21 protein-coding genes are annotated in these 22,316 nt (G+C 62.9%); 12 read left to right on the plus strand and 9 right to left on the minus strand.

The annotated features are described in order from the left end of the window. The first annotated feature begins 163 nt into the window (after nucleotides 1-163). From APH34_RS07610 to APH34_RS07625, 4 genes are all read left to right on the plus strand, one after another. Nucleotides 164-2,923 (plus strand): response regulator, encoded by a 2,760-nt coding sequence (locus APH34_RS07610; RefSeq protein WP_054900570.1) that lies wholly within the window; start codon nucleotides 164-166, stop codon nucleotides 2,921-2,923. A gap of 107 nt (nucleotides 2,924-3,030) precedes the next feature. After that, a complete protein-coding gene (locus APH34_RS07615) occupies nucleotides 3,031-4,020 on the plus strand; it encodes a 2-hydroxyacid dehydrogenase (RefSeq protein WP_054900571.1) in 990 nt (329 codons plus the stop codon). Between the two features lie 31 nt (nucleotides 4,021-4,051). Beyond that, nucleotides 4,052-4,489, plus strand: coding sequence for a hypothetical protein (locus tag APH34_RS07620; protein ID WP_054900572.1), 438 nt, complete (start codon nucleotides 4,052-4,054; stop codon nucleotides 4,487-4,489). Beyond that, the gene (locus tag APH34_RS07625; RefSeq protein ID WP_054900573.1) at nucleotides 4,486-4,890 is read left to right on the plus strand and encodes an META domain-containing protein; all 405 of its coding nucleotides are present in this window, start codon (nucleotides 4,486-4,488) and stop codon (nucleotides 4,888-4,890) included. Before APH34_RS07620 ends, APH34_RS07625 begins: the two co-directional genes overlap by 4 nt. 81 nt (nucleotides 4,891-4,971) lie before the next feature. On the opposite strand, the gene APH34_RS07630 is transcribed toward APH34_RS07625, so the two are convergent. Beyond that, entirely contained in the window at nucleotides 4,972-5,436 is a 465-nt protein-coding gene (locus APH34_RS07630; protein ID WP_054900574.1) for a TlpA disulfide reductase family protein, read from the minus strand. An 85-nt stretch (nucleotides 5,437-5,521) separates the two neighbouring features. On the opposite strand from APH34_RS07630, the gene arsC reads away from it, so the two are divergent. From arsC to APH34_RS07645, 3 genes are read left to right on the plus strand one after another with little or no spacing between them, the layout of a single operon-like run. After that, complete coding sequence (gene arsC, locus APH34_RS07635) at nucleotides 5,522-5,875, plus strand: arsenate reductase (glutaredoxin) (RefSeq protein WP_054900575.1); 354 nt, start codon at nucleotides 5,522-5,524, stop codon at nucleotides 5,873-5,875. Continuing rightward, nucleotides 5,872-6,477, plus strand: a complete 606-nt coding sequence (wrbA, locus tag APH34_RS07640; RefSeq protein WP_054900576.1) for an NAD(P)H:quinone oxidoreductase — start codon at nucleotides 5,872-5,874, stop codon at nucleotides 6,475-6,477. Before arsC ends, wrbA begins: the two co-directional genes overlap by 4 nt. Continuing rightward, entirely contained in the window at nucleotides 6,470-6,883 is a 414-nt protein-coding gene (locus tag APH34_RS07645; protein ID WP_054900577.1) for a DUF2069 domain-containing protein, read from the plus strand. Before wrbA ends, APH34_RS07645 begins: the two co-directional genes overlap by 8 nt. A gap of 36 nt (nucleotides 6,884-6,919) precedes the next feature. On the opposite strand, the gene APH34_RS07650 is transcribed toward APH34_RS07645, so the two are convergent. Beyond that, nucleotides 6,920-7,591, minus strand: a complete 672-nt coding sequence (locus APH34_RS07650; RefSeq protein ID WP_054900578.1) for a DNA-3-methyladenine glycosylase I — start codon at nucleotides 7,589-7,591, stop codon at nucleotides 6,920-6,922. 3 nt (nucleotides 7,592-7,594) lie between these two features. Further along, nucleotides 7,595-8,419, minus strand: a complete 825-nt coding sequence (gene ttcA, locus APH34_RS07655; protein WP_054900579.1) for a tRNA 2-thiocytidine(32) synthetase TtcA — start codon at nucleotides 8,417-8,419, stop codon at nucleotides 7,595-7,597. Nucleotides 8,420-8,702: 283 nt separating this feature from the next. Between ttcA and APH34_RS07660 the strand changes: the two genes are divergently transcribed. Together APH34_RS07660 and APH34_RS07665 are read left to right on the plus strand one after the other, a co-directional pair. Then, nucleotides 8,703-9,302 (plus strand): Yip1 family protein, encoded by a 600-nt coding sequence (locus tag APH34_RS07660; RefSeq protein ID WP_054900580.1) that lies wholly within the window; start codon nucleotides 8,703-8,705, stop codon nucleotides 9,300-9,302. A gap of 131 nt (nucleotides 9,303-9,433) precedes the next feature. Continuing rightward, nucleotides 9,434-9,928: a SprT family zinc-dependent metalloprotease gene (locus tag APH34_RS07665; protein ID WP_054900581.1), complete on the plus strand. Its 495-nt coding sequence runs from the start codon at nucleotides 9,434-9,436 to the stop codon at nucleotides 9,926-9,928. A 223-nt stretch (nucleotides 9,929-10,151) separates the two neighbouring features. On the opposite strand, the gene APH34_RS07670 is transcribed toward APH34_RS07665, so the two are convergent. The 4 genes from APH34_RS07670 to APH34_RS07685 form a co-directional block, all read right to left on the minus strand. Further along, nucleotides 10,152-11,474, minus strand: coding sequence for a dicarboxylate/amino acid:cation symporter (locus APH34_RS07670; protein ID WP_054900582.1), 1,323 nt, complete (start codon nucleotides 11,472-11,474; stop codon nucleotides 10,152-10,154). Between the two features lie 373 nt (nucleotides 11,475-11,847). Continuing rightward, nucleotides 11,848-13,194, minus strand: a complete 1,347-nt coding sequence (locus tag APH34_RS07675) for an ATP-binding protein (RefSeq protein ID WP_054900583.1) — start codon at nucleotides 13,192-13,194, stop codon at nucleotides 11,848-11,850. Beyond that, entirely contained in the window at nucleotides 13,191-13,868 is a 678-nt protein-coding gene (locus tag APH34_RS07680) for a response regulator (RefSeq protein ID WP_054900584.1), read from the minus strand. The genes APH34_RS07675 and APH34_RS07680 overlap by 4 nt, the downstream gene beginning before the upstream one ends. A gap of 116 nt (nucleotides 13,869-13,984) precedes the next feature. Next, nucleotides 13,985-14,590, minus strand: a complete 606-nt coding sequence (locus APH34_RS07685; protein ID WP_054900585.1) for an outer membrane beta-barrel protein — start codon at nucleotides 14,588-14,590, stop codon at nucleotides 13,985-13,987. Between the two features lie 131 nt (nucleotides 14,591-14,721). Between APH34_RS07685 and APH34_RS07690 the strand changes: the two genes are divergently transcribed. Beyond that, nucleotides 14,722-15,513 carry a dienelactone hydrolase family protein gene (locus tag APH34_RS07690; RefSeq protein WP_054900586.1) on the plus strand — a complete coding sequence of 264 codons (792 nt, stop codon included), beginning with the start codon at nucleotides 14,722-14,724 and terminating at the stop codon, nucleotides 15,511-15,513. A 67-nt stretch (nucleotides 15,514-15,580) separates the two neighbouring features. Beyond that, nucleotides 15,581-16,282, plus strand: coding sequence for a 4'-phosphopantetheinyl transferase (locus APH34_RS07695; protein WP_054900587.1), 702 nt, complete (start codon nucleotides 15,581-15,583; stop codon nucleotides 16,280-16,282). 3 nt (nucleotides 16,283-16,285) lie between these two features. Here the strand turns inward: APH34_RS07695 and APH34_RS07700 are convergent, their stop codons facing one another. Both APH34_RS07700 and APH34_RS07705 read right to left on the minus strand, forming a co-directional pair. Further along, nucleotides 16,286-17,893 carry an ATP-binding protein gene (locus APH34_RS07700; RefSeq protein WP_054900588.1) on the minus strand — a complete coding sequence of 536 codons (1,608 nt, stop codon included), beginning with the start codon at nucleotides 17,891-17,893 and terminating at the stop codon, nucleotides 16,286-16,288. Continuing rightward, nucleotides 17,890-18,588 (minus strand): response regulator transcription factor, encoded by a 699-nt coding sequence (locus tag APH34_RS07705; RefSeq protein WP_054900589.1) that lies wholly within the window; start codon nucleotides 18,586-18,588, stop codon nucleotides 17,890-17,892. Before APH34_RS07705 ends, APH34_RS07700 begins: the two co-directional genes overlap by 4 nt. A 724-nt stretch (nucleotides 18,589-19,312) precedes the next feature. Here APH34_RS07705 and APH34_RS07710 point away from each other — a divergent pair. Beyond that, complete coding sequence (locus tag APH34_RS07710) at nucleotides 19,313-22,192, plus strand: ribonucleoside-diphosphate reductase subunit alpha (protein WP_054900590.1); 2,880 nt, start codon at nucleotides 19,313-19,315, stop codon at nucleotides 22,190-22,192. The last annotated feature ends 124 nt before the right edge of the window (nucleotides 22,193-22,316 follow it).

Below are 22,316 nucleotides of genomic sequence, written 5' to 3' on the forward strand. Positions count from 1 at the left end.
ATTATTGGGCATGCACTCAGTCTAGGCAACCGCCTGGCGACCAATGCCTCGACACACCCGTGAAAACACCGACAAAGGGTGCATTAGTGCGGCAGGCGGAGTAACTTTCCGCTTTGGTCCGTCGCCTCGCCGACGGCGTCCAGGCACATCACAGGAGGCGAGTGTGCTCGATCGTTTGGGAATCAGAAGCCGGGTTTTGCTGCTGGCGCTCTTGCCTGCCAGCCTGATGGCACTGGTACTGGGCAGCTATTTCACCTGGCTGCAGCAAAACCAGTTGCGCACCCAGTTGCTGCAGCGCGGCAAGATGATCGCCGAGCAGCTGGCGCCGCTGGCCGCCCCCGCACTGGCCCGGCAGACACCCGCGCAACTGGAACGGATCGCCGCCCAGACCCTGGAGCAGGCCGACGTTCGCGCAGTGGCCTTCCTTGCCCCAGACCGTACACGCCTGGCCCATGCCGGCCCGAGCATGATCAACCAGCCGCCCAGCGGCGGTACCGGCACCCAGTTGCTTGAGCGCAGCGGCAACGACGCCACCCGCTACCTGATGCCGGTGTTCGGCCACCACCGCGACCTGGCCACCGACGCCGTGCCGGCCGAAGCCGAGCGCCTGCTGGGCTGGGTCGAGATCGAACTGTCACACGACGGCACCCTGCTGCGTGGTTACCGCAACCTGTTCACCAGCGTGCTGCTGATCTTCGCCTGCCTGGTGCTCAGCGGCCTGCTGGCGATGCGTATGAGCCGCACCATCAACGACCCGATCGCACGCATCAAGCATGCGGTCAACCAATTGAAGGACGGCCACCTCGAGGAACGCCTGCCGACCATGGGCAGCCATGAGCTGGACGAACTGGCCCGCGGTATCAACCGCATGGCCGAAACCCTGCACAGCGCCCACGAAGAGCTGCAGCACAGCATCGATCAGGCGACCGAGGACGTGCGCCAGAACCTGGAAACCATCGAAATCCAGAACATCGAGCTGGACATGGCGCGCAAGGAGGCGCTGGAAGCCAGCCGCATCAAGTCGGAGTTCCTGGCCAACATGAGCCATGAAATCCGCACACCGCTCAACGGCATTCTGGGCTTTACCCACCTGCTGCAGAAAAGCGAGCTGACCCCGCGCCAGCTGGATTACCTGAGCACCATTGAAAAGTCCGCTGACAACCTGCTGGGCATCATCAACGAGATCCTCGACTTCTCGAAGATCGAGGCCGGCAAGCTGGTCCTCGACAGCATCCCGTTCAACCTGCGTGACCTGGTGCAGGACACCCTTACCATCCTTGCCCCCGCCGCCCATGCCAAACAGCTCGAACTGCTCAGCCTGATCTACCGCGATACCCCGTCCTCGCTGGTCGGCGACCCACTGCGGCTCAAGCAGATCCTCACCAACCTGGTGAGCAACGCCATCAAGTTCACCCGCGAAGGCACCATCGTCGTGCGTGCCATGCTCGAGGACGAACACGAAGACAGCGCGCAACTGCGCATCAGTGTGCAGGACACCGGCATCGGCCTGTCTCCGCAGGATGTGCGCACGCTGTTCCAAGCCTTCAGCCAGGCCGACAACTCGCTGGCGCGGCAGCCCGGAGGTACCGGTCTTGGCTTGGTGATCTCCAAGCGCCTGATCGAGCAAATGGGGGGCGAGATTGGCGTCGACAGCACACCGGGCGAAGGCTCGCAGTTCTGGATCAGCCTGAACCTGCCCAAGGCCCACGACGACGTCGAAGAGCAGCCCTTGCAACCGCTGCTGGGCCGCCGCGCCGCCATCGTCGACGGCCATGAGCTGGCACGCCAGGCCCTGGAACATCAGCTGGAAGACTGTGGCCTGAGCGTCAGCCTTTTCGGCTCCTACGAGCAGCTGCTGCACGGGGTGCAGGCTGGCTTCCAGGCCGGGCTGCCGTTCGAATTTGCAGTGCTCGGCGCCAACCTGGGCAACCTCTCGCCCGAACAGCTTGGCCAGTACCATCAGGAGCTGGAGCGCTATCACTGTCAGTGTGTGGTGCTATGCCCAACCACCGAGCAGGCGCTGTACCACCCTTACCTGCCCAATGGCCACGGCCAACTGCTGTCCAAACCGACCTGCACGCGCAAGCTGCGCCGCCTGTTGCTGGAGCTGTTGCAACCGCGCCGCCCACTGGGTGAGCCGGCCCCGGGTAACAGCGGCCAGCGCCGGCCGAAAATTCTTTGTGTCGACGACAATGCTGCCAACCTGTTGCTGGTGCAGACCCTGCTCGAAGACCTGGGCGCCGAAGTGCTGGCGGTGGACAACGGCTATGCCGCCGTGCAAGCCGTGCAGAACGAACCCTTCGACCTGGTACTGATGGACGTGCAGATGCCAGGCATGGACGGCCGGGCCTGCACGGAACAGATCCGCCTGTGGGAGAACACCCAGAGCGGCAGCCCGCTGCCGATCGTTGCCCTGACTGCCCACGCCATGGCCAACGAAAAACGTGCCCTGCTGCACAGCGGCATGGATGATTATCTGACCAAGCCGATCAGCGAACGCCAACTGGCCCAGGTCGTGATGAAGTGGACCGGCCTGAGCCTGGGTGCCGCCCCGTTGGAGCGCCAGGAACAACAACTGGCCGAAGGCTCTGAGCTGGCGATCCTCGACCCGGAGGAAGGTTTGCGCCTGGCGGCCGGCAAGCCGGACCTGGCCGCAGACATGCTGGCGATGCTGCTGGCTTCGCTGGACAGTGACCGCGAGGCGATCCGTGCCGCGCGCGAGGCGCAGGACCGCACAGGACTGATCGAGCAAGTGCATCGGCTCAACGGTGCCTCGCGGTACTGCGGTGTGCCACAGCTGCGCGCGGCGTGCCAACGCAGCGAGACATTGCTCAAGCAGGACCACCCCCAGGCGCAACAAGCGCTGGATGAACTGGACGGAGCGATCTGCCGGCTGGCGGCGCAGGCGCGTCTGAGCGCCTGAGCTCACCGCCCTCATTGCCGGTTTGCCGGTAATGAGGGCGGTGCAGATCAACATCCCTCTCCAGCCAGGTGGCTACAATCGCCCAACCCCCGCCAAGGAGCCCGACCATGCGCGCCCTGTTGTTCAGCAGTCAGCACTATGACCAGGAAAGCTTCACCCAGGCCAGCCGCGACCAGGCCCTGGACCTGCATTTTCAGCCCGCCCGCCTGACCCTCGACACCGCCGCCCTGGCCCACGGCTTCGAGGTGGTCTGCGCCTTCATCAATGACGAACTCGACGCCCAGGTACTGCAATGCCTGGCCAACGGCGGCACGCGCCTGATCGCCCTGCGTTCGGCGGGCTACAACCATGTCGACCTGGCTGCCGCCAAACAGCTGGGCCTGGCGGTAGTGCGTGTACCAGCCTATTCGCCGCATGCCGTAGCCGAACATGCCGTGGCGCTTATCCTGGCACTCAATCGACGCCTGCACCGGGCTTACAACCGCACCCGCGAGGGCGACTTTACCTTGCATGGCCTGACCGGTTTCGACCTGCATGGCAAGACTGTCGGCGTGGTCGGCACCGGCCAGATCGGCGAGGCCTTTGCCCGGATCATGGCGGGCTTCGGCTGCCAATTGCTGGCTTACGACCCCTATCCCAACCCGCAGTTGCTGGCATTGGGCGCACGCTACCTGGAGCTGCCCGAGCTGCTGCGCGAGGCACGGATCATCAGCCTGCACTGCCCGTTGACCGAACACACCAAGCACCTGATCAACGCGCAAAGCCTGGCCCTGTTGCAGCCCGGAGCCATGTTGATCAACACCGGCCGCGGTGCGCTGGTCGACACCCCGGCGCTGATCGATGCCCTCAAGAGCGGCCAACTCGGTTACCTGGGCCTGGACGTATACGAGGAAGAAGCTCAACTGTTCTTCGAGGACCGCTCCGACCTGCCGCTGCAGGATGATGTACTAGCGCGGCTGCTGACCTTCCCGAATGTGATCGTCACTGCACACCAGGCCTTTCTGACCCGCGAAGCACTGGCTGCGATTGCCACGACCACACTGGACAACATCAGCCGCTGGGCGGCAGGCAATCCGCAGAATCTGGTCACAGGTTGATGCTAGGATACGCGGCATTTCTGGAGGACCCATGGTCGAGCACGATTTCCGCTACACCCTTTTCAATCCGCAACACACCCTGATCGAGTGCCGCGCCCTGGTGCCGGGGCGCTACCAAGTGACCGGCAACGGCGGCTCGATGCACAAAGGCGATACCTTGCTGGTAACCCTCAAGGGCAGCAAGGACCTGGCCATGCGCCTGAGCGTCGAAAGCGTGCGCCACCTGATCAACCCGCGCGGCCAGTGGGTCGCTGTGGCCAGCGGCCCGGTGTTCAACGAGCTGGAAATCCTCAACTGGCAGGCCGAATGCGACAGCTGCGACGCGGTGCTGGACTTCGAGTTCGCAGTCGATGCCAAGCTGGGCAAGAAGGCCCGCCAACCTGCGGCCAGTGCGCGCATCGCTGAACTGGGCTGGGCCAGCCGCGGTGACAAGCACCTGTGCCCCCGTTGCCAGGAGCGCGCCGAGTGAAGAACGTGTTGACCGGCGTGCTGGTTGCCACCGGCCTGCTCGGCTGCGCCGCCGAACCGTCGAAGCTGCAGCAGGAGCGCAGTTATGTGCTTGAGTGGATCGGCGAACGCCCGTTGATGGACTACAGCCACCTGACCCTGACCTTGGCCAGCGATGGCCGCGCCTATGGCAATGCCGGCTGCAACCACTGGTTTGCGCCCTATACCTTGGATGGCGAGCGTTTGAGCTTCGGCAAGGTCGGCAAGACCCGCAAGCTATGTGCGCCAGCGCTGATGGAGCAGGAAAAACGCTTCTTGCAGGCGCTGGAAACCGTACAGCGCTGGGATGTATCGCCCATCGAGCAAGTGCGCTTCTGGCCGGCCGAAGGCAAGCCGCTACGCTTTTGGCCTGAGGAAGGCTAAACGCTCAACTGCAAGCTGCAAGGAAAAGCAGACCGAGCACCGTTCTGTCTTTACCTGCAGCTTGTAGGTTACCGTTTCCTGTCAAGCGCCCTTGAGGGCTTTGATCTTGGCCTGCAGCCCTTCCAGGGTCTGCTCGCCCAGCAACTGCTCGCGCACCTTGCCCTTGTCATCGATGATGTAGGTCACCGGCAGCGCCTCGCTGCGGGGCAGGTCGTAGCGTTCGGCCGGGTCCTGGGCCAGCACGGTGAAACCAATGCCCAAGGTATCGGCAGCCTGCTTAAGGTCCTGCCCCTGCAAGCCGTCGAAGTTCACGCCGACCACCCTGATACCATCGGCCGCCCACTGCTTGGCCGCTGTGTTCAATTCCGGGATTTCAGTACGGCACGGGCCGCACCACTCGGCCCAGTAGTTGAGCACCAACCAGTGCCCGTCGATCTGCTCGGCCTTAACCGTATTACCGTGTTGGTCCACGCCATAATCGGCACCGCAACCACCGAGCAACAGGCTCGCGGTGATGGCCAGTACTGCTGCCAAACGCCTTGCCATGGGTCAATCCTTCTCGAAGTTTCAAGCAAATGGGTCAGTCGCTGCGGTTAGAATAGCCGTCACAACCCGCTGGATGCGACCCGACATGACTGACCTGACGCTCTATCATAACCCGCGCTGCTCGAAATCCCGCAGCGCGCTGGAACTGCTCGAAAGCCGCGGCCTGGCGCCGACCGTCGTGCGTTACCTCGAAACCCCGCCAGACGCCAACACCCTCAACGTCCTGCTCGACAAGCTGGGCATTGCCCCGCGCCAGTTGCTGCGCACCGGCGAGGACGAGTACAAGGCACTGGACCTGGCCAACCCGGCCCTGACCGATGCGCAACTGATCGATGCCATGGCGCAGCACCCCAAGCTGATCGAACGGCCAATCCTGGTGGCCGGCGACAAGGCGGTGATCGGCCGACCGCCGGAGAAGGTGCTGGAGATTCTGCCGTGAGCCAGCCTTATATCCTTGTGCTGTATTACAGCCGTCACGGTTCCACCAGCGAGATGGCCCGGCACATTGCCCGCGGCATCGAACTGGCCGGCATGGAAGCGCGTCTGCGGACGGTACCGGCGATTTCCACCGAGTGCGAAGCCGTGGCCCCGGACATCCCGGCCACCGGTGCGCTGTATGCCACCCTCGATGACCTGCGCCACTGCGCTGGCCTGGTATTGGGCAGCCCGACCCGCTTCGGCAACATGGCCGCGCCGCTCAAGTACTTCCTCGACGGTACCAGCAGCCTGTGGCTGGGCGGTGAACTGGTCGGCAAGCCAGCCGCGGTGTTCACCTCCACCGCCAGCCTGCATGGCGGCCAGGAGACAACCCTGCTGTCGATGATGTTGCCGCTGATGCACCACGGCATGCTGGTGATGGGGCTGCCCTACAGCGAGTCGGCATTGCTCGAAACCCGGGGCGGCGGCACCCCTTACGGGGCCAGCCACCATGCCGGTGCGGACGGTAAGCGTGAGCTCGACCAACACGAAATCACCCTGTGTCGTGCCCTTGGCCAACGCCTGGCAACCACTGCCCTGGCCTTGGAGTCCGCGCGTGGCTAAAAAGCCCAAGGCGTTACCGCCACTGCACTGGCTGGCACCGCGCCTGCGCCTGACTCGGGCCTTGAGCCTGGCGTTCTTCTTCGGCCTGATCGCGCTGCTGGTGGTGAACAACCTGTGGTTCGCCAACCTGCATGGCGCACGGGTCGAGGTGATCCTGGCGATCGAGCTGGTACCCCTGCTGTTGCTGCTGCCGGGCATGTGGCTGGGCAGCGCCCGCGCGCACGCCTGGACATGCTTTGTGGTGAATATCTATTTCATCAAAGGGGTGCTGGCAGCGTTTGACCCGGCGCGGGCGTTTTTCGGCTGGGTTGAGGTGGTGGTGAGCCTGGGGTTGTTCGTCAGTGGGCTGTTGTTTGTGCGCTGGAAGTTCCAGCATGAGCGACGCCTGGCCGGCGAAGGGCGCTGAGTTCTTCGCGGGTAAACCCGCGAAGGCGGCCTGGGGTCAATGATTGACGGTGTGCGCCAGCATCACCGACAACTGGCACAGCGGGCGCCCGCTTTCTTCATGCCACTGGTTGAACGCCTGCTGCACCAACGCCAGGTCGCGCTGGCTGGTCGGCTGCTTGTCGATCACCTTCTGGGCAATCAACGCGGCGGCCATGTCGTCGGTAGGGATGAACGTGTCCTTGCCGACCATCCGCAGAAAGCGCGGCGCTGACAACCCACCCAGCTGGTTGCCATGCTTGGCCAGGTACTTCCACAACCCGACGATATCGGTCACAGGCCAGTCGGCGATGAATGCACCAAAACTGCCCCGCTCCTTCGCCACATCGAGGATCATCTGTGCATTGCGCGGCACGCTCTTGAGCTTGCCCAGGTGGCGGATGATGCGCTCATCCTGCATCAGCCGCTCCAGATGCTCGGCGCCCATCAGCACTACCTTTTCCGGGTCGAAACCAAAGAACACCTGCTCGAAGGCCGGCCATTTGGCGTCTACCAGGCTGTGCTTGAGCCCAGCGCGGAATACGCGCAGGGCCAAGGTGGACAGGTAGCGATCATTGCTGATGTCGCGCAACTGAGCCGGCGTACGCGGCTGCGGCAGGAAGGCTTCCAGGGCCTGGGCCGAGCCGAAGCGGTTCAGGCAGTACTCATGCAGCCATTGGTAATCACGCATGGGTCAGATGTTCAGCACATCAAGAAAACGCGGCGTAGCGCTCTGGTCGATCTTCAGGCTGGTGAAGTCGAACAGGTTGCGGTCGGCCAACTGCGACGGCGCCACGTTCTGCAGGGCACGGAAGATGCTCTCGGTACGGCCTGGGTGCTTGCGCTCCCACTCCACCAGCATGTCCTTGACCACCTGACGCTGCAGGTTCTCCTGCGAACCGCAGAGGTTGCACGGGATGATCGGGAATTCCTTCATGTCCGAGTAGGCCTGGATGTCCTTCTCGCTGCAGTACGCCAGCGGGCGGATCACCACGTTGCGGCCATCGTCGGCACGCAGCTTGGGTGGCATGCCCTTGAGCGAGCCATTGAAGAACATATTGAGGAAGAAGGTTTCGACGATGTCGTCGCGGTGGTGCCCCAGGGCCATTTTGGTCGCACCGATTTCATCGGCGAAGGTGTACAGCGTGCCACGGCGCAGGCGCGAGCACAGCGAACAAGTGGTCTTGCCCTCGGGGACCAGCTCCTTGACCACCGAATAGGTGTCCTTCTCGACGATGTGGTACTCGACGCCCAGTTCCTTGAGGTAGGCCGGCAGCACATGCTCGGGGAAGCCCGGTTGCTTCTGGTCCATGTTCACCGCGACGATCTCGAACTTGATCGGTGCCACCTTCTGCAGGTGCAACAGAACGTCGAGCATGGTGTAGCTGTCCTTGCCGCCGGACAGGCAGACCATGACCTTGTCGCCATCCTCGATCATGTTGTAGTCGGTGATGGCTTCGCCGGCGAGACGACGCAGGCGTTTTTGCAGTTTGTTCTGGTTGACCGAAAGGGTGCCCATAGCGCTTGGATCCGCGAGGTGTGACAAAAGGCGGCTATTTTACGCACAAACCGATCGCCGCTGTAGGGCTTGGCCGATATTAGGGGCCATATCCGATAAAGACTTCAAGGTAATCAGTAGCGCTGGCGACAGCGCAATTTGCTCTAAAAAGCCGGGTTTGTGCGGGGAACCGCTTCCTATACTGCGACATAAGGCCACATTGCCGCTTGTATCGGTGTCCTGGCCTCGGGCCGCTGGCGCTCCATCTGGGGGGCGTTTGGCAACGACGATAGGAGTGACCGGCATGATTCATCACGTTGTGGGGCTGTTTACCCATCCCGACCAGGAATGGCGAGAGATTCGGGGCGAAGAAGAAAGCATCAGCCACATGTACCTCACGCATACTCTGATCCTGGCGGCGATCCCTGCCATTTCCGCGTTTATCGGCACGACCCAGGTAGGCTGGGTGATCGGCGGGCGGCCGGCAGTGATGCTGACCATGGAAAGCGCGTTATGGATGAGCATCATGTCTTACCTGGCGATGCTGGCCGGGGTGGCGGTGATGGGGGCGTTCATCCACTGGATGGCCCGCACCTACGACGCCAACCCGTCCATGGCGCAATGCATAGCCTTTGCCACCTATACCGCCACGCCGCTGTTCCTTGGCGGCCTGGCGGCACTCTACCCACACCTCTGGCTTGGCATGCTGGTAGGTACGGCTGCCATTTGCTACACCGTCTACTTGCTGTATGTCGGATTACCGACGTTCATGAATATCCCCTCGGATGAAGGTTTCCTGTTCTCCAGCTCAGTGCTGGCAGTGGGCCTGGTGGTACTGGTAGCGATCATGGCTGCCACCGTGATCATCTGGGGATTGGGCGTGGGGCCCATTTATACCAATTGAGACACTGTTACCAACACTGGGGCATCAAACCAGAGGCCGCCGCAAGGCGGCTTCTGACTCTGTGCTGACCGGTGGCTCCGCAACCGGCCATTGCTTGCGGCATAATGCCCGGTCAGGAGAATTACCACGCCATGCCCGAGCTGCTCAAACAACGCGTCGAAACCTGTTACCAGCAAGCCGAAGTCTTTTTCAAACGCCCCTTCCCCCGCCCGGACGTCAGTTTCAAGTTGCGCGGTCAGAAGGCGGGCGTCGCCCACCTGCACGAGAACCTGCTGCGCTTCAACCTGCAGCTGTACCGCGAAAACCAGGAAGACTTCCTGCGCCAGACGGTGGCCCACGAGGTGGCCCACTTGGTTGCCCACCAAGTGTTCGGCGACCGAATCCAGGCCCATGGCGAGGAATGGCAGTTGATCATGCGCGGGGTCTACGAGTTGCCACCCAAGCGTTGCCACAACTATGAAGTGCAGCGACGGGTGGTGACCCGGTATATCTACCGCTGCCCGTGCCCGGAAAGCGATTTCCCGTTCACTGCACAGCGGCACAGGTTGGTGCACCAGGGGCGGCGGTATCTGTGTCGGCGGTGCCGGGAGATATTGGTGTACAGCGGCGAGACGCGGGTTGAGTGATCGGCCCCGTCGGCGGCACGCCTGGATGACGACCCGCGCCGCCCGAAACAGCGATCAAGCAGCAAGCCAGTACTGAACGATGAGCGAACTGCCAGAGTGATCCAAGCGGGCTTGCCCCGCGAACAGGCAATGCGGTGGCTGGTACCGGCTTCGCCGGCGACAGGGCCATACAGGCACAAAAAAGGCGACCCGAGGGTCGCCTTCTTCATTTATTGCATCAGCCTCAACGAGCCGGGCCTTCAGCCACGCCCAGGTCGTCAGTCGGACGGGTATCAACCAGTGGCGCACCACCGGAAGCCAGTTCCGACGCCAGCTTGTCGTTGTCCATTTCCTTGACCCACTTGGCCACCACCACGGTGGCCACGGCGTTACCGACCAGGTTGGTCAGGGCGCGGGCTTCGGACATGAAGCGGTCAATACCCAGGATCAGCGCCAGGCCGGCCACCGGCAGGTGGCCGACCGCCGAGAGCGTGGCAGCCAGGACGATGAAGCCCGAACCGGTTACACCGGCAGCACCCTTGGAGGCCACCAGCAGTACCAGCAGCAGGGTAATCTGGTGAGTGATATCCATGGTGGTGTCGGTGGCCTGGGCGATGAACACCGCAGCCATGGTCAGGTAGATCGAGGTACCGTCCAGGTTGAAGGAATAACCCGTCGGGATCACCAGGCCAACTACCGACTTCTTGGCGCCCAGGCGCTCCATCTTGGCCAGCATGCGTGGCAGGGCCGACTCCGAGGAGGAAGTGCCCAGCACGATCAGCAGCTCCTCACGGATGTAGCGGATCAGCTTGAGGACGCTGAAGCCGTGGGCACGGCAGATGCCGCCCAGCACCACCAGCACGAACAGCAGGCAGGTGATGTAGAAGCAGGCCATCAGGTAACCCAGCTGTACCAGCGAACCAACGCCGTACTGGCCAATGGTGAAGGCCATGGCACCGAAGGCACCGATCGGCGCCAGCTTCATGATCATGTTGATGATGTTGAACATCACATGGGCGAAGCGATCGATCAGGTCCAGCACCGGCTTGCCGTAGCTGCCCAGGCGGTGCAGGGCGAAGCCGAACAGCACCGAGAACATCAGCACTTGCAAGATGTCGCCGTTGGCGAAGGCGCCGACCACGGTGTTGGGGATGACATTGAGCAGGAAGCCGACAGTGGTCTGCTGCGCGCCGGCGGCGGCGTAGGCGGCCACGCTGCTGGCGTTCAGGGTGCTGACGTCGATGTGCATGCCAGCGCCCGGCTTGACCACGTTGACGACCACGAGGCCAATGATCAGGGCGATGGTGGAAACGATTTCGAAGTACAGAAGCGCGTAGCCGCCGGTCTTGCCGACCGACTTCATGTTCTGCATACCGGCGATGCCGCTGACCACGGTGCAGAAGATGATGGGCGCGATGACCATCTTGATCAGTTTGACGAAACCATCACCCAACGGTTTGAGGGCGACGCCCGTTTCTGGATAGAAGTGGCCAAGCAGAATGCCGATGGTGATGGCGACCAACACCTGGACATACAGGGATTTGTACAGCGGCTGACGTGTCGTCATGGCTAATTTTCCTCAAGTGTGCCGGCTTCACCCTTCCCAGGGTGTCGGGGCACCTGAATCGCTAACCCTCCTGCACCCGGAGGGATTTGTCGTTGTGTTCGAGCTGCCTGGGCAGGCCTCTGCCAGTGAGATAGCAAGGGCAATGCCAAAATGCCCATGAAGGGTGCAAAAGCAGTAACCACTAGGGCTTGATGCCCAACGACGGGGCGATTTTGTGCAGAGGAGATGGCGGGTTTCCGCCCGGTGGCGGATTTTGAACAGGGTGCATGGCGGGAATCCGCCCGACGTGCAGGGGCTGCGCTGCCCCCGTCCTAGGGCAGGCCCGCTTCGAGAGAGGTAGCAGTGGCTCAAGGGAGCCACTACCGCCTAGCTGTCATTCAAGGTGAAAGCTGATCTTGAACGCCGCACCGCCCAATGGAGAATCATCGAGGCTCAACTCGGCGTCGTAGCTGTCGACGATATCCTTGACCACCGCAAGGCCAATCCCCTGCCCTGGGTGCTGGCGGTCGAGCCGCTCACCGCGTTCCAGAATCCGCTCACGCTGATCGGCCGGCACACCGGGCCCGTCATCTTCGACGCACAAGGTCAACGCACCGGGGGCTTCGCGCAGGCTGACACGCACTTGCCCCAGGCTCAGCCGATAGGCGTTTTCCAGCAGGTTGCCGAGCAGCTCCAGCAATGCCCCCTGCTCCATGGGTACCTGGGCCTGCTCAGGCACCTCCAGCAGCACCTCGACACGCTTTTCGCGGTAGACCTTGGCCAGGGTGCTGCACAAGCTCTCAAGCACGGGCCGCAGTTGCACGCTGTGGCGCACCAGGCCGCTCTTGCGCAGGCTGGCACGTTGCAACTGGTAGTCGATCTGCTGGCTCATGCGCTCGATCTGGCTCTGCAGCACGCGCGCCTGCTCACGCTCAGTGGCGCGCTGCTGCATGCTTTCACCCACCCCCTGCAGCACCGCCAACGGGGTCTTCAGGCTGTGCGCCAGGTCGCCCAGTGAGTCGCGGTAACGCTGGCGCTGTTCACGCTCGCTACGCAGCAGACGGTTGAGCGAGCCGGTCAATCGCAGCAATTCACGCGGGTGCTCCGCGCTCAACCCGTCCCGCGCGCCGGCCTCCACCTCATCCAGCTCGTGGCTCAGCCGCCGCAGTGAGCGTAGCCCCCAGGTCAGGCCAGCCCAGAGCAACACCAACAAGGCCAACAAGGCCGCGCCAAACCCCAGGTAGAGTTTTTCACGCAGCCCATCGAGGGTTTGCCTGTACTCACGCACCGGCTGCAGGGCAACGATGCTATAGGCAGCGCTTTGACCGCCGAGCAGCTTGATCTCGACGTCATAGACGAAGAATTCTTCACCGTCGGCCTGGTGGATACGGGCGAATTCGTTGCCGCGCCCGTCATAACGCGGCTGGTAATTGATGTTCTGGTCGGTCGTGGCCCGCGACCGCCAGACCAGCTTGCCCTCGCGGTCGAAGATATAGCCGAGCAAACCGGTATAGGGCAGGTTGTAGCGCTCGTCCGGCAACAACGCGGGCATCTGCAACTGGCCATGCTCGATACGCGCCGCGGAAATCAGTGTGGTCACATCCGAGGCCAGCCGTTGCTCGATCGATTCCTGCAGGGCCAGGCTGAAAGCCTTCTGCAATGCGGGCAGCAGCGCCAACATGAACAGCACCGCCAGCACCGCCGCCGCGAGCATCAGGCGCACCCGCAGCGAACGGATCATCGGCAGCGCTCGGTGAACAGGTAGCCAAGCCCGCGCACCGTGTCGATCGGTTTGAAGGCATGTTCGCCCTCGAGCTTGCGCCGCAGGCGACCGACCAGCACTTCGATGACGTTGGGGTCGCGCTCCTCGTCGCCGGGGTAGAGCTGCTCCATCAGGCGGTCTTTGGCCACGACCTGCTGGTGATGGCGCATGAGGTATTCGAGGATGCGGTACTCGTAGGCCGTCAGTGCCAGCGGCTGCTCATCCAGGGTCGCCTGCTTGCGGTTGAGGTCCAGTACAAGGGGGCCTGCGGCGATGGTCGACTGGGTGAAGCCGCTGGAGCGGCGCAGCAGCGCATTGAGGCGTGCTTCGAGCTCTTCGAACTGGAAGGGTTTGACCAGGTAGTCGTCGGCACCGGCGGCCAGGCCTTCGACCTTGTCCTGCCAGTTGCCGCGAGCGGTGAGGATAAGAATGGGAAAGGTCTTGCCCTGGCTGCGCAGGCGGCCGATCAGTTCCAGGCCGCTGATACCCGGCAGGCCCAGGTCGATCACAGCCAGGTCGAAGTGGAATTGCTCAGCTTGGTACAGCGCTTCCTCGGCATCGGCCACAGCTTCGATCACATGGCCGCTTTCGCCAAGACGCGTGTAGAGGTGGTGCCTTAGCAGGGCTTCGTCCTCGACCACCAGCAGTTTCATTCGGTTCTCCTTAGTTGTGATACCTGTGCCGGCCTCCTCTGCGGCACGCCGGCGCCCACAGCGAGTGATGGGAGCGGTTTAGCCGCGAAGAGGCTGGCACAGAATACCGCGTGTCCTCAGAACTTGTAGTTCGCCGAAAGGTAAGTCTGTGCACTGCTGGTCAGGCGCAGGGTGCCATCTTTCGGCCCACCGCTTTCACCCACTTCGGTGGCAGCATTGGTGCGCAGGTAACGGTAGCCCAACTCCACCGAGGCCTTGTCGGTAATTTCCTGGATCACACCGGCCTGCAGGCCCACGGCGTAACCATAATCGGTATCGCGGCTGGCGCCCGGCGAATCCTGGGTCAGCTTGGTCATGCCCAGGCTGCCACCGCCGAACAGTTTGGTGGTATCCCCTACGGGCAGGAACAGGTCATAGCTGCCCAGCAGGTTCTCCTGGCGCAGCTTGAGGCCGCTGTGGTCGCCGGAGACGTTATCGTAGGTCATGTAGTAGCGGCCCTGGTCGTTGATCTTACCCAGGCGCACGCCCCAGGTATTGTCCTTGCCAATGATGCCGTCGGCGTTCAGGTTGTCGGTATTGCGCTGCAGCAGGCCGGACTTGCGCACCTTGTCGCTGGTCTGGCCGTAGGTGAGGCTGGCAAAGTTGTCGTCAGCGGCCTGGGCAGTGGTAATGCCAGCGGCACAGACGGCCATGGCGGCAAGCAGGGTATTGAAGGTTTTCATGGCTTGGTCACTCCTGTTGAATGCGCTGTTTCTGTCTGGAAGCTAGAGTAAGCAGGGTGCCCTGAACCGCGCCTGAACCCGGCCTGAACCTCGGCTGAACGATTCGTTTGCCAAAACAAGGAGTAGTGAACATGCGTGCCCTGCTGGCTCTGACCCTGATGTGCAGCGCCGCTCTTGCCCAGGCGGCAGTAGTGACCCGCGATATCCCCTACCAGGATGCCGACGGCAAACGCTTTGTCGGCTACTACGCCTATGACGATGCGCTGGAGGGCAAACGCCCGGGCATTGTCGTGGTGCATGAATGGTGGGGGCTGAACGACTATGCCAAGCGTCGCGCCCGCGACCTCGCGGCCCTGGGCTACAAGGCGCTGGCCATCGACATGTACGGCGACGGCAAGCACACCGAGCATCCGCAGGATGCCCAGGCATTCATGGCCGAAGCGATGAAGGACCCGGCTGGCGCGGCCAAGCGGTTCGACGCAGGCCTGGACCTGCTAAAAAAACAGCCGAACGTCAATAAGCACCAACTGGGCGCCGTCGGTTACTGCTTCGGCGGCAAGGTGGTGCTCGATGCAGCCCGGCGTGGTGAGAAGCTGGACGGCGTGGTGAGCTTCCATGGTGCGTTGGCGACCCAGACACCAGCCAAGCCTGGCGTGGTTCGGGCCGACATACTGGTCGAGCACGGCGCCGCTGACAGCATGGTCACCCCAGAACAGGTGGCAGCGTTCAAGGCGGAAATGGACGCGGCCAAGGTCAACTACCAGTTCATCAGCATTGCCGGGGCCAAGCATGGCTTTACCAACCCGGACGCCGACCGTTTGAGCCACGGCGAGCACGGCGGCCCGGACATCGGTTATAACAAGGCGGCAGATGAAAGCTCGTGGGCGGACATGCAGGCGTTCTTCAAGAAAGTGTTCAAGTAGAACGTTGTGGGGCCACGCCGCGGCCCCACCTCCCACACAGCCACATTTGGCTGGCACAATAGCCGCCATGAACAGATTGCCTTCCTGCTGCGCCCCGCTCAAGCATCACTGGCCGCTGCCCCGCCCCCTCCCCGGCGCGGTACTGGTCAGTTGCGCCTTCGACCCGGCCCTGCTGGCTGCCGACGATTTCCAGCGTGCCGGCATCGTGCCCAGTGCCAGCCTGCAGCGTTCGGTAGCCAAACGCCAAGCCGAGTACCTGGCGGGGCGTATCTGCGCCCGTGCAGCCCTGCAACGCCTGGATGGCCGCGACTACGTACCCGGCACTCACGATGATCGCTCCCCCATCTGGCCCGCAGGCATTCGCGGTTCCATCACCCACGGCAAAGGCTGGGCGGCGGCCGTGGTTGCGACCGAAGGCGACTGCCCTGGCCTGGGCCTGGATCAGGAAGCGCTGCTTACGGACGAGCGCGCTGAGCGCCTAATGGGCGAAATTCTCACACCGCCGGAGCTTGAGCGCCTGGACCGCGGCCAGCCAGGCCTGGGAGTCACCCTGGCCTTCTCGCTGAAAGAAAGCCTGTTCAAGACGCTCTACCCCCTGACCCACCAGCGCTTCTATTTCGAGCACGCCGAGGTGCTGCAGTGGTCGGCCGATGGCCTGGCACGCCTACGCCTGCTCATCGACCTGTCGCCCGAGTGGCGCCACGGTGCCGAACTGCAAGGCCAGTTCTGCGTGCAAGACGGTCAACTGCTCAGCCTGGTCAGCGCCTGAGCCTTACAGGGGCGCCTGCTCGCGGGGCCAGCTCAGGCTGAAACAAGCACCGCCCAGCGTTTCGCTGCGGCCCACCATGGCCCGGCCGGCATGCCAGTAGATGATCCTGCGCACGATCGACAGGCCCAGGCCATGCCCGCCAGACGCGCGGGTGCGACTGTCGTCCAGGCGGGTGAAGGGCGTAAAGATACGGTCCCAGTAGCCTTCGGGAATACCCGGCCCGTCATCCTCGACATCGATGCGACAGCGCTGCTGGCCAAGCTGGTAGCTCAGACGCACCTCGGACACGGCATGACGCAGGGCATTGCTGACCAGGTTCTGCAAGGCCCGGTGCAGGTAACGTGGCTCGGCTTCTACCCAGGCGCCGTCGGCGTCCTGCACCTGGCAATCGCCGCGCACCAGCCTGACCTGGGTATTGAGCGGTGCCAGCTCTGCGATCACCCGGGCCAGCAGGGCATCCAGGTCGACCCGCTGAAACTGCAGCGCAGGCGCGCCCTGCTCCAGCCGGGCATAGGTCAGCATCTCATCCACCAGCTTGTCCAAGTCCTGGATATCACCGTCCATGCCCGCCAGGTGCTTGGCGCGGGCCTGCTCGGTCGGCGCGCTTTCGATCATTTCCAGGCCAAAGCGCAACCGCGCCACCGGGGTACGCAGTTCGTGGGACACCGCTCTAACCAGTTCGCGCTGCATGCTGAGCGAGCGCTGCAGGTGCTCGGCCATGCCATTGAACGCCGCCGCCAGGCGCCCCACCGAGTCGGCGTCGCCTGCCGGCACACGGGTTTCCAGGCTGCCCTGAGCAATACGCGTGGCGGCGATTTCCAGGCCCGACACACGCCGCTCCAACTGACGCACCAGCAGGTAGACCACCAGGCCGATCAGGCACAGGCCAAGGAACGCGATGAGTATCAGCAACTGCGGTGGGTAGGGGTTGAGCTGATGCAGCGGGCCAATCTCCAGCACCCAGGGTGAGCCCGGCAAGCCGGCGAACACGCGGATCGAATCGCCGTCCTTGCCCAGCGCCATGACGGTGTCACCCTCCTCTACCCGCCGCCGCTGGTCATCGTCCAGGCTGACCCGCTCCAGGCGTTGCAGTGCGACGCCAAAACCGAACCCCTTGCTCTGCTTCAATTGCGCCAGGCGCTGCTGCTGGTCGGCCACCGGGTAGCGCACCAGTTCGTCGATCAGTAAATAAAGGGTGGCCCGAGCCAGTTGTTCGCTGACTTGTTTGACCTCGGCGACCAGCAACAGGTCTTGCTGGCCGACCTTGCGCAACACCTGGGCGGCATGTGGCCCGGTTTTCTCCACCACTACCAGGCCTCGGTACAAACGTGCCCGCTGGCCGCCGTCAAGGGTGCGCGCCGACATGGGTTGCAAGCCCAGCGGTACACCTAGCAGGCGCTCCCACATCACCAGGGAGCGCTTGCGTTCGGTGTCGTTCTGTTGGGCCAGGTTGTCGGCCATCAGGCTGAACGTGCCTTGGGCCAGGCGCTCGCGGTGCTGGGCGGCGCGCACCTGGTTGGTCAGGTGCAGGCTGAGCACCCCCAGCAGGGCCACCAGCACCAGCACAGCGAGCATACCGCCGTAAATGCGCAGAAAGATCGAGTTGTTCATGGCGCGTCGCCGACGAACAGGTAACCCTTGCTGCGCAGGGTCTTTATCAGCCGTGGGTGGACGGGATCATCGCCGATCTTGGGGCGGATCCTGGAGATACGCACATCGATGGAGCGGTCCTGGCCGTCGTAACCGACCCCGCGCAGGGCGGTGAAGATCTGCTCGCGTGACAGCACCCGCCCGGCGTTGCTGGCCAGCAGCCAAAGCAGGTCGAACTCGGCACCGGTCAGCTCGATCGGCTGTTCGCCGAGCCAGGCTTCGCGCAGGCGGTTGTCGATGCGCAGCGCGCCGAACACCAGGTCGCTGCGCTTGCCTTCTGCCGGCTCGCTACGCCTCAGCAGGGCCTGGATACGCGCCAACAACAGGCGCGGCCGCACCGGCTTGCACACATAGTCGTCAGCGCCCAGGTCCAGGCCCTGAACCTGGTCAAGTTCATCGCTGCGGGCGGTCAGCATGAGGATCGGACCAGCATATTGGCCGCGCACGCGACGGCAAATGCTCAGGCCATCTTCGCCGGGCAGCATGAGGTCGAGGATCACCATGTCTGGCTGGCTGTCGACGATACGCCGTGCGGCGCGGCCACCATCGCCCTCGACCGACACTTCGAAACCGTTGGCCTGCAGGTATTCGGCCGTGAGCTCAGCCAGGCGCTGGTCGTCCTCGACAATCAGGATGCGGGGTAAGGGTTGGTCCATGGCGCTGCCTTTGATTGTAGTTTTTGCTTTGCCCGTAATGTTTGCCCTTCACCAAAAGGCAACATCGCCCCCGGATACTACGTCCCGCACCGGACGCTGCCAACCTGACCCGAAAAGGCCCTGGACTGAACCGTTTTTTGTGCTAGGGTTCGCGCCCTGAAAAATCTGCCGTGGGGCAGCGAGCAGCCGAAAAATACTGCAAACCACTTGGCACAAGGCCTACAGCGAATACCCACTCTTCACTCACAAAGTACGCACAACTTATCCACAGGCGCTCGCCTTGCAAAGCCCCCAATACCGCATTATCTTGTATCCCCATCGCAGCGAACCACTAGATATTGGGTTTCGCGCAAAATCACAATCACAAGTCAGCAGTCAAATTCAAGCGATTTTTCTGGCTGAACTTCCGGTGATTTCAGCAGCCAAACCGCTCCTGCGGAGGCGACCGAGGCAAGCCCTCCTGGGCATTGTTCGGGTATGAGTGTTGCAGGCATTGCCAGGCACTCATCAGCAACAGTTTTTGGGCGTAAGCCCAGAATCTTTGACTTCGGCCAGGGAGCGGCAGGTTATTGCCCTTATTCCTGAGTCTGTCCCGAAGTCGGTACGCCCGAGCGGGCGGATGCGCACGCATGACGCATCCCCGCCCGGGCCAATCGAGCAAGTGGACGGAACGGTGGGCGCCCAAAAGGCGCCTGAACAATAGAAACAGTGGAGACACCCACCCATGCAAACCGACACAACTCGCGAGAACCCGCAGGCGTTGGCGCCGCAGGCCGCCGATTCCAACCAGGATCTGGCAGCCACCGCCCCAGGCCAACTGCGCGTGATCAAGCGTAACGGCACTGTCGTCCCCTACACCGACGACAAGATCACCGTGGCCATCACCAAGGCGTTCCTCGCAGTTGAAGGTGGCACCGCCGCCGCCTCGTCGCGCATCCACGACACCGTCGCGCGCCTGACCGAGCAGGTCACCGCCACGTTCAAGCGTCGCATGCCATCGGGTGGCACCATCCACATCGAAGAAATCCAGGACCAGGTCGAACTGGCCCTGATGCGTGCCGGCGAGCAGAAAGTCGCCCGCGACTATGTGATCTACCGCGACCAGCGCGCAAAAGAGCGCGCCACCCGTGCCAACTCCGATGCCGTGGTCGAGCCGCACCCAAGCATCCGCATCACCCTGGCCGACGGCAGCCTGGCGCCGCTGGACATGGCCCGCTTGAACACCATCATCAGCGAGGCCTGCGAAGGCTTGGCCGAAGTCGACGGCGACCTGATCCAGCGCGAAACCCTCAAAAACCTGTACGACGGCGTGGCCATCAAGGACGTCAATACCGCCCTGGTGATGACCGCCCGTACCCTGGTCGAGCGTGAGCCGAACTACTCGTTCGTCACCGCCCGCCTGCTGATGGACACCCTGCGCGCCGAAGGCCTGGGCTTCCTGAACGTTGCCGACAGCGCCACCCACCACGAGATGGCCGACCTGTACGCCAAGGCCCTGCCGGCCTATGTCGCCAAGGGCGTCGAGTTCGAATTGCTGAACCCAGCCCTGGCCGACTTCGACCTGGAGAAGCTGGGCAAGGCGATCGACCACGAGCGCGACCAGCAATTCACCTACCTGGGCCTGCAAACCCTGTACGACCGTTACTTCATCCACAAGGATGGCGTGCGCTTCGAGCTGCCGCAGGTGTTCTTCATGCGTGTGGCCATGGGCCTGGCGCTGGAAGAGAAAGACAAGGAAGCCCGTGCGATCGAGTTCTACAACCTGTTGTCGTCCTTCGACTACATGGCCTCGACCCCGACCCTGTTCAACGCCGGCACCCTGCGCCCGCAGCTGTCGAGCTGCTACCTGACTACCGTGCCGGACGATCTGTCGGGTATCTACCACGCGATCCACGATAACGCCATGTTGTCGAAATTCGCCGGTGGCCTGGGCAACGACTGGACCCCGGTGCGTGCATTGGGCTCGTACATCAAAGGCACCAACGGTAAATCCCAGGGCGTCGTGCCGTTCCTGAAAGTGGTCAACGACACCGCCGTCGCCGTCAACCAGGGTGGCAAGCGCAAAGGTGCTGTCTGCGCCTACCTGGAAACCTGGCACCTGGACATCGAAGAATTCATCGAGCTGCGCAAGAACACCGGTGATGACCGCCGTCGTACCCACGACATGAACACCGCCAACTGGATCCCTGACCTGTTCATGAAGCGCGTCTTCGATGACGGCAAGTGGACCCTGTTCTCGCCGTCGGAAGTGCCGGACCTGCACGACCTGACCGGCAAGGCCTTCGAAGAGCGCTACGAGTACTACGAAGCCCTGACCGAGTACAACAAGATCAAGGTGTTCAAGACCATCCAGGCCAAAGACCTGTGGCGCAAGATGCTGTCGATGCTGTTCGAGACCGGCCACCCATGGCTGACCTTCAAGGACCCGTGCAACCTGCGTTCGCCGCAGCAGCACGTGGGCGTGGTCCACAGCTCCAACCTGTGCACCGAGATCACCCTGAACACCAACAAGGACGAGATCGCGGTCTGCAACCTGGGCTCGATCAACCTGCCGAACCACATCGTCGATGGCAAGCTGGACACCGCCAAGCTGCAACGCACCGTGAACACCGCCGTGCGCATGCTCGACAACGTGATCGACATCAACTACTACTCGGTGCCGCAAGCCCGTAACTCGAACTTCAAGCACCGCCCGGTCGGGCTGGGCATCATGGGCTTCCAGGATGCGCTGTACCTTCAGCACATCCCGTATGGCTCCGATGCGGCCGTCGAGTTCGCCGACAAGTCCATGGAAGCCGTCAGCTACTTCGCTATCCAGGCGTCCTGTGACCTGGCCGACGAACGTGGCGCCTACGAGACCTTCCAGGGTTCGCTGTGGTCCAAGGGCATCCTGCCGCTGGATTCGCAACAGATCCTGATCGAAGCCCGTGGCCAGAAGTACATCGACGTCAACCTGGAAGAAACCCTGGACTGGGCGCCGGTGCGGGCTCGCGTACAAAAAGGTATTCGTAACTCGAACATCATGGCCATCGCGCCAACCGCGACCATCGCCAACATCACCGGCGTGTCGCAGTCCATCGAGCCGACCTACCAGAACCTGTACGTGAAATCGAACCTGTCGGGCGAGTTCACCGTGATCAACCCGTACCTGGTCCGTGACCTGAAGGCCCGCGGCCTGTGGGACTCGGTGATGATCAACGACCTGAAGTACTACGACGGTTCGGTACAGCAGATCGAGCGTATCCCGCAAGAGCTGAAAGACCTGTACGCCACCGCGTTCGAAGTCGAGACCAAGTGGATCGTCGATGCCGCCTCCCGTCGCCAGAAGTGGATCGACCAGGCCCAGTCGCTGAACCTGTACATCGCCGGCGCGTCGGGCAAGAAATTGGACGTGACCTACCGCATGGCCTGGTACCGTGGCCTGAAAACCACCTACTACCTCCGTGCCCTGGCCGCGACCAGCACCGAGAAGTCGACCATCAACACCGGCAAGCTCAACGCCGTGTCCAGCGGTGGCGACAGCGCCCCGGTCCAGGCCGCTGGCCCGGCGCCGGTGCCGAAAGCCTGCGCGATCGACGAGCCTGACTGCGAAGCCTGCCAGTAAGGCCTGAATGCCGCACGGGGTGCCTATGGGTGCCCCGTGCGGCTTTTTTGTATCCGCGCCTTAGAGAAACCTTGCCCTTTGCCCACCGCTCACACGGCTCGGTAAAAGAACAGGACCTCTCAAA

This window comes from Pseudomonas sp. NBRC 111131 (genome assembly GCF_001320525.1).
GTDB classification, from domain to species: Bacteria; Pseudomonadota; Gammaproteobacteria; order Pseudomonadales; family Pseudomonadaceae; genus Aquipseudomonas; species Aquipseudomonas ceruminis.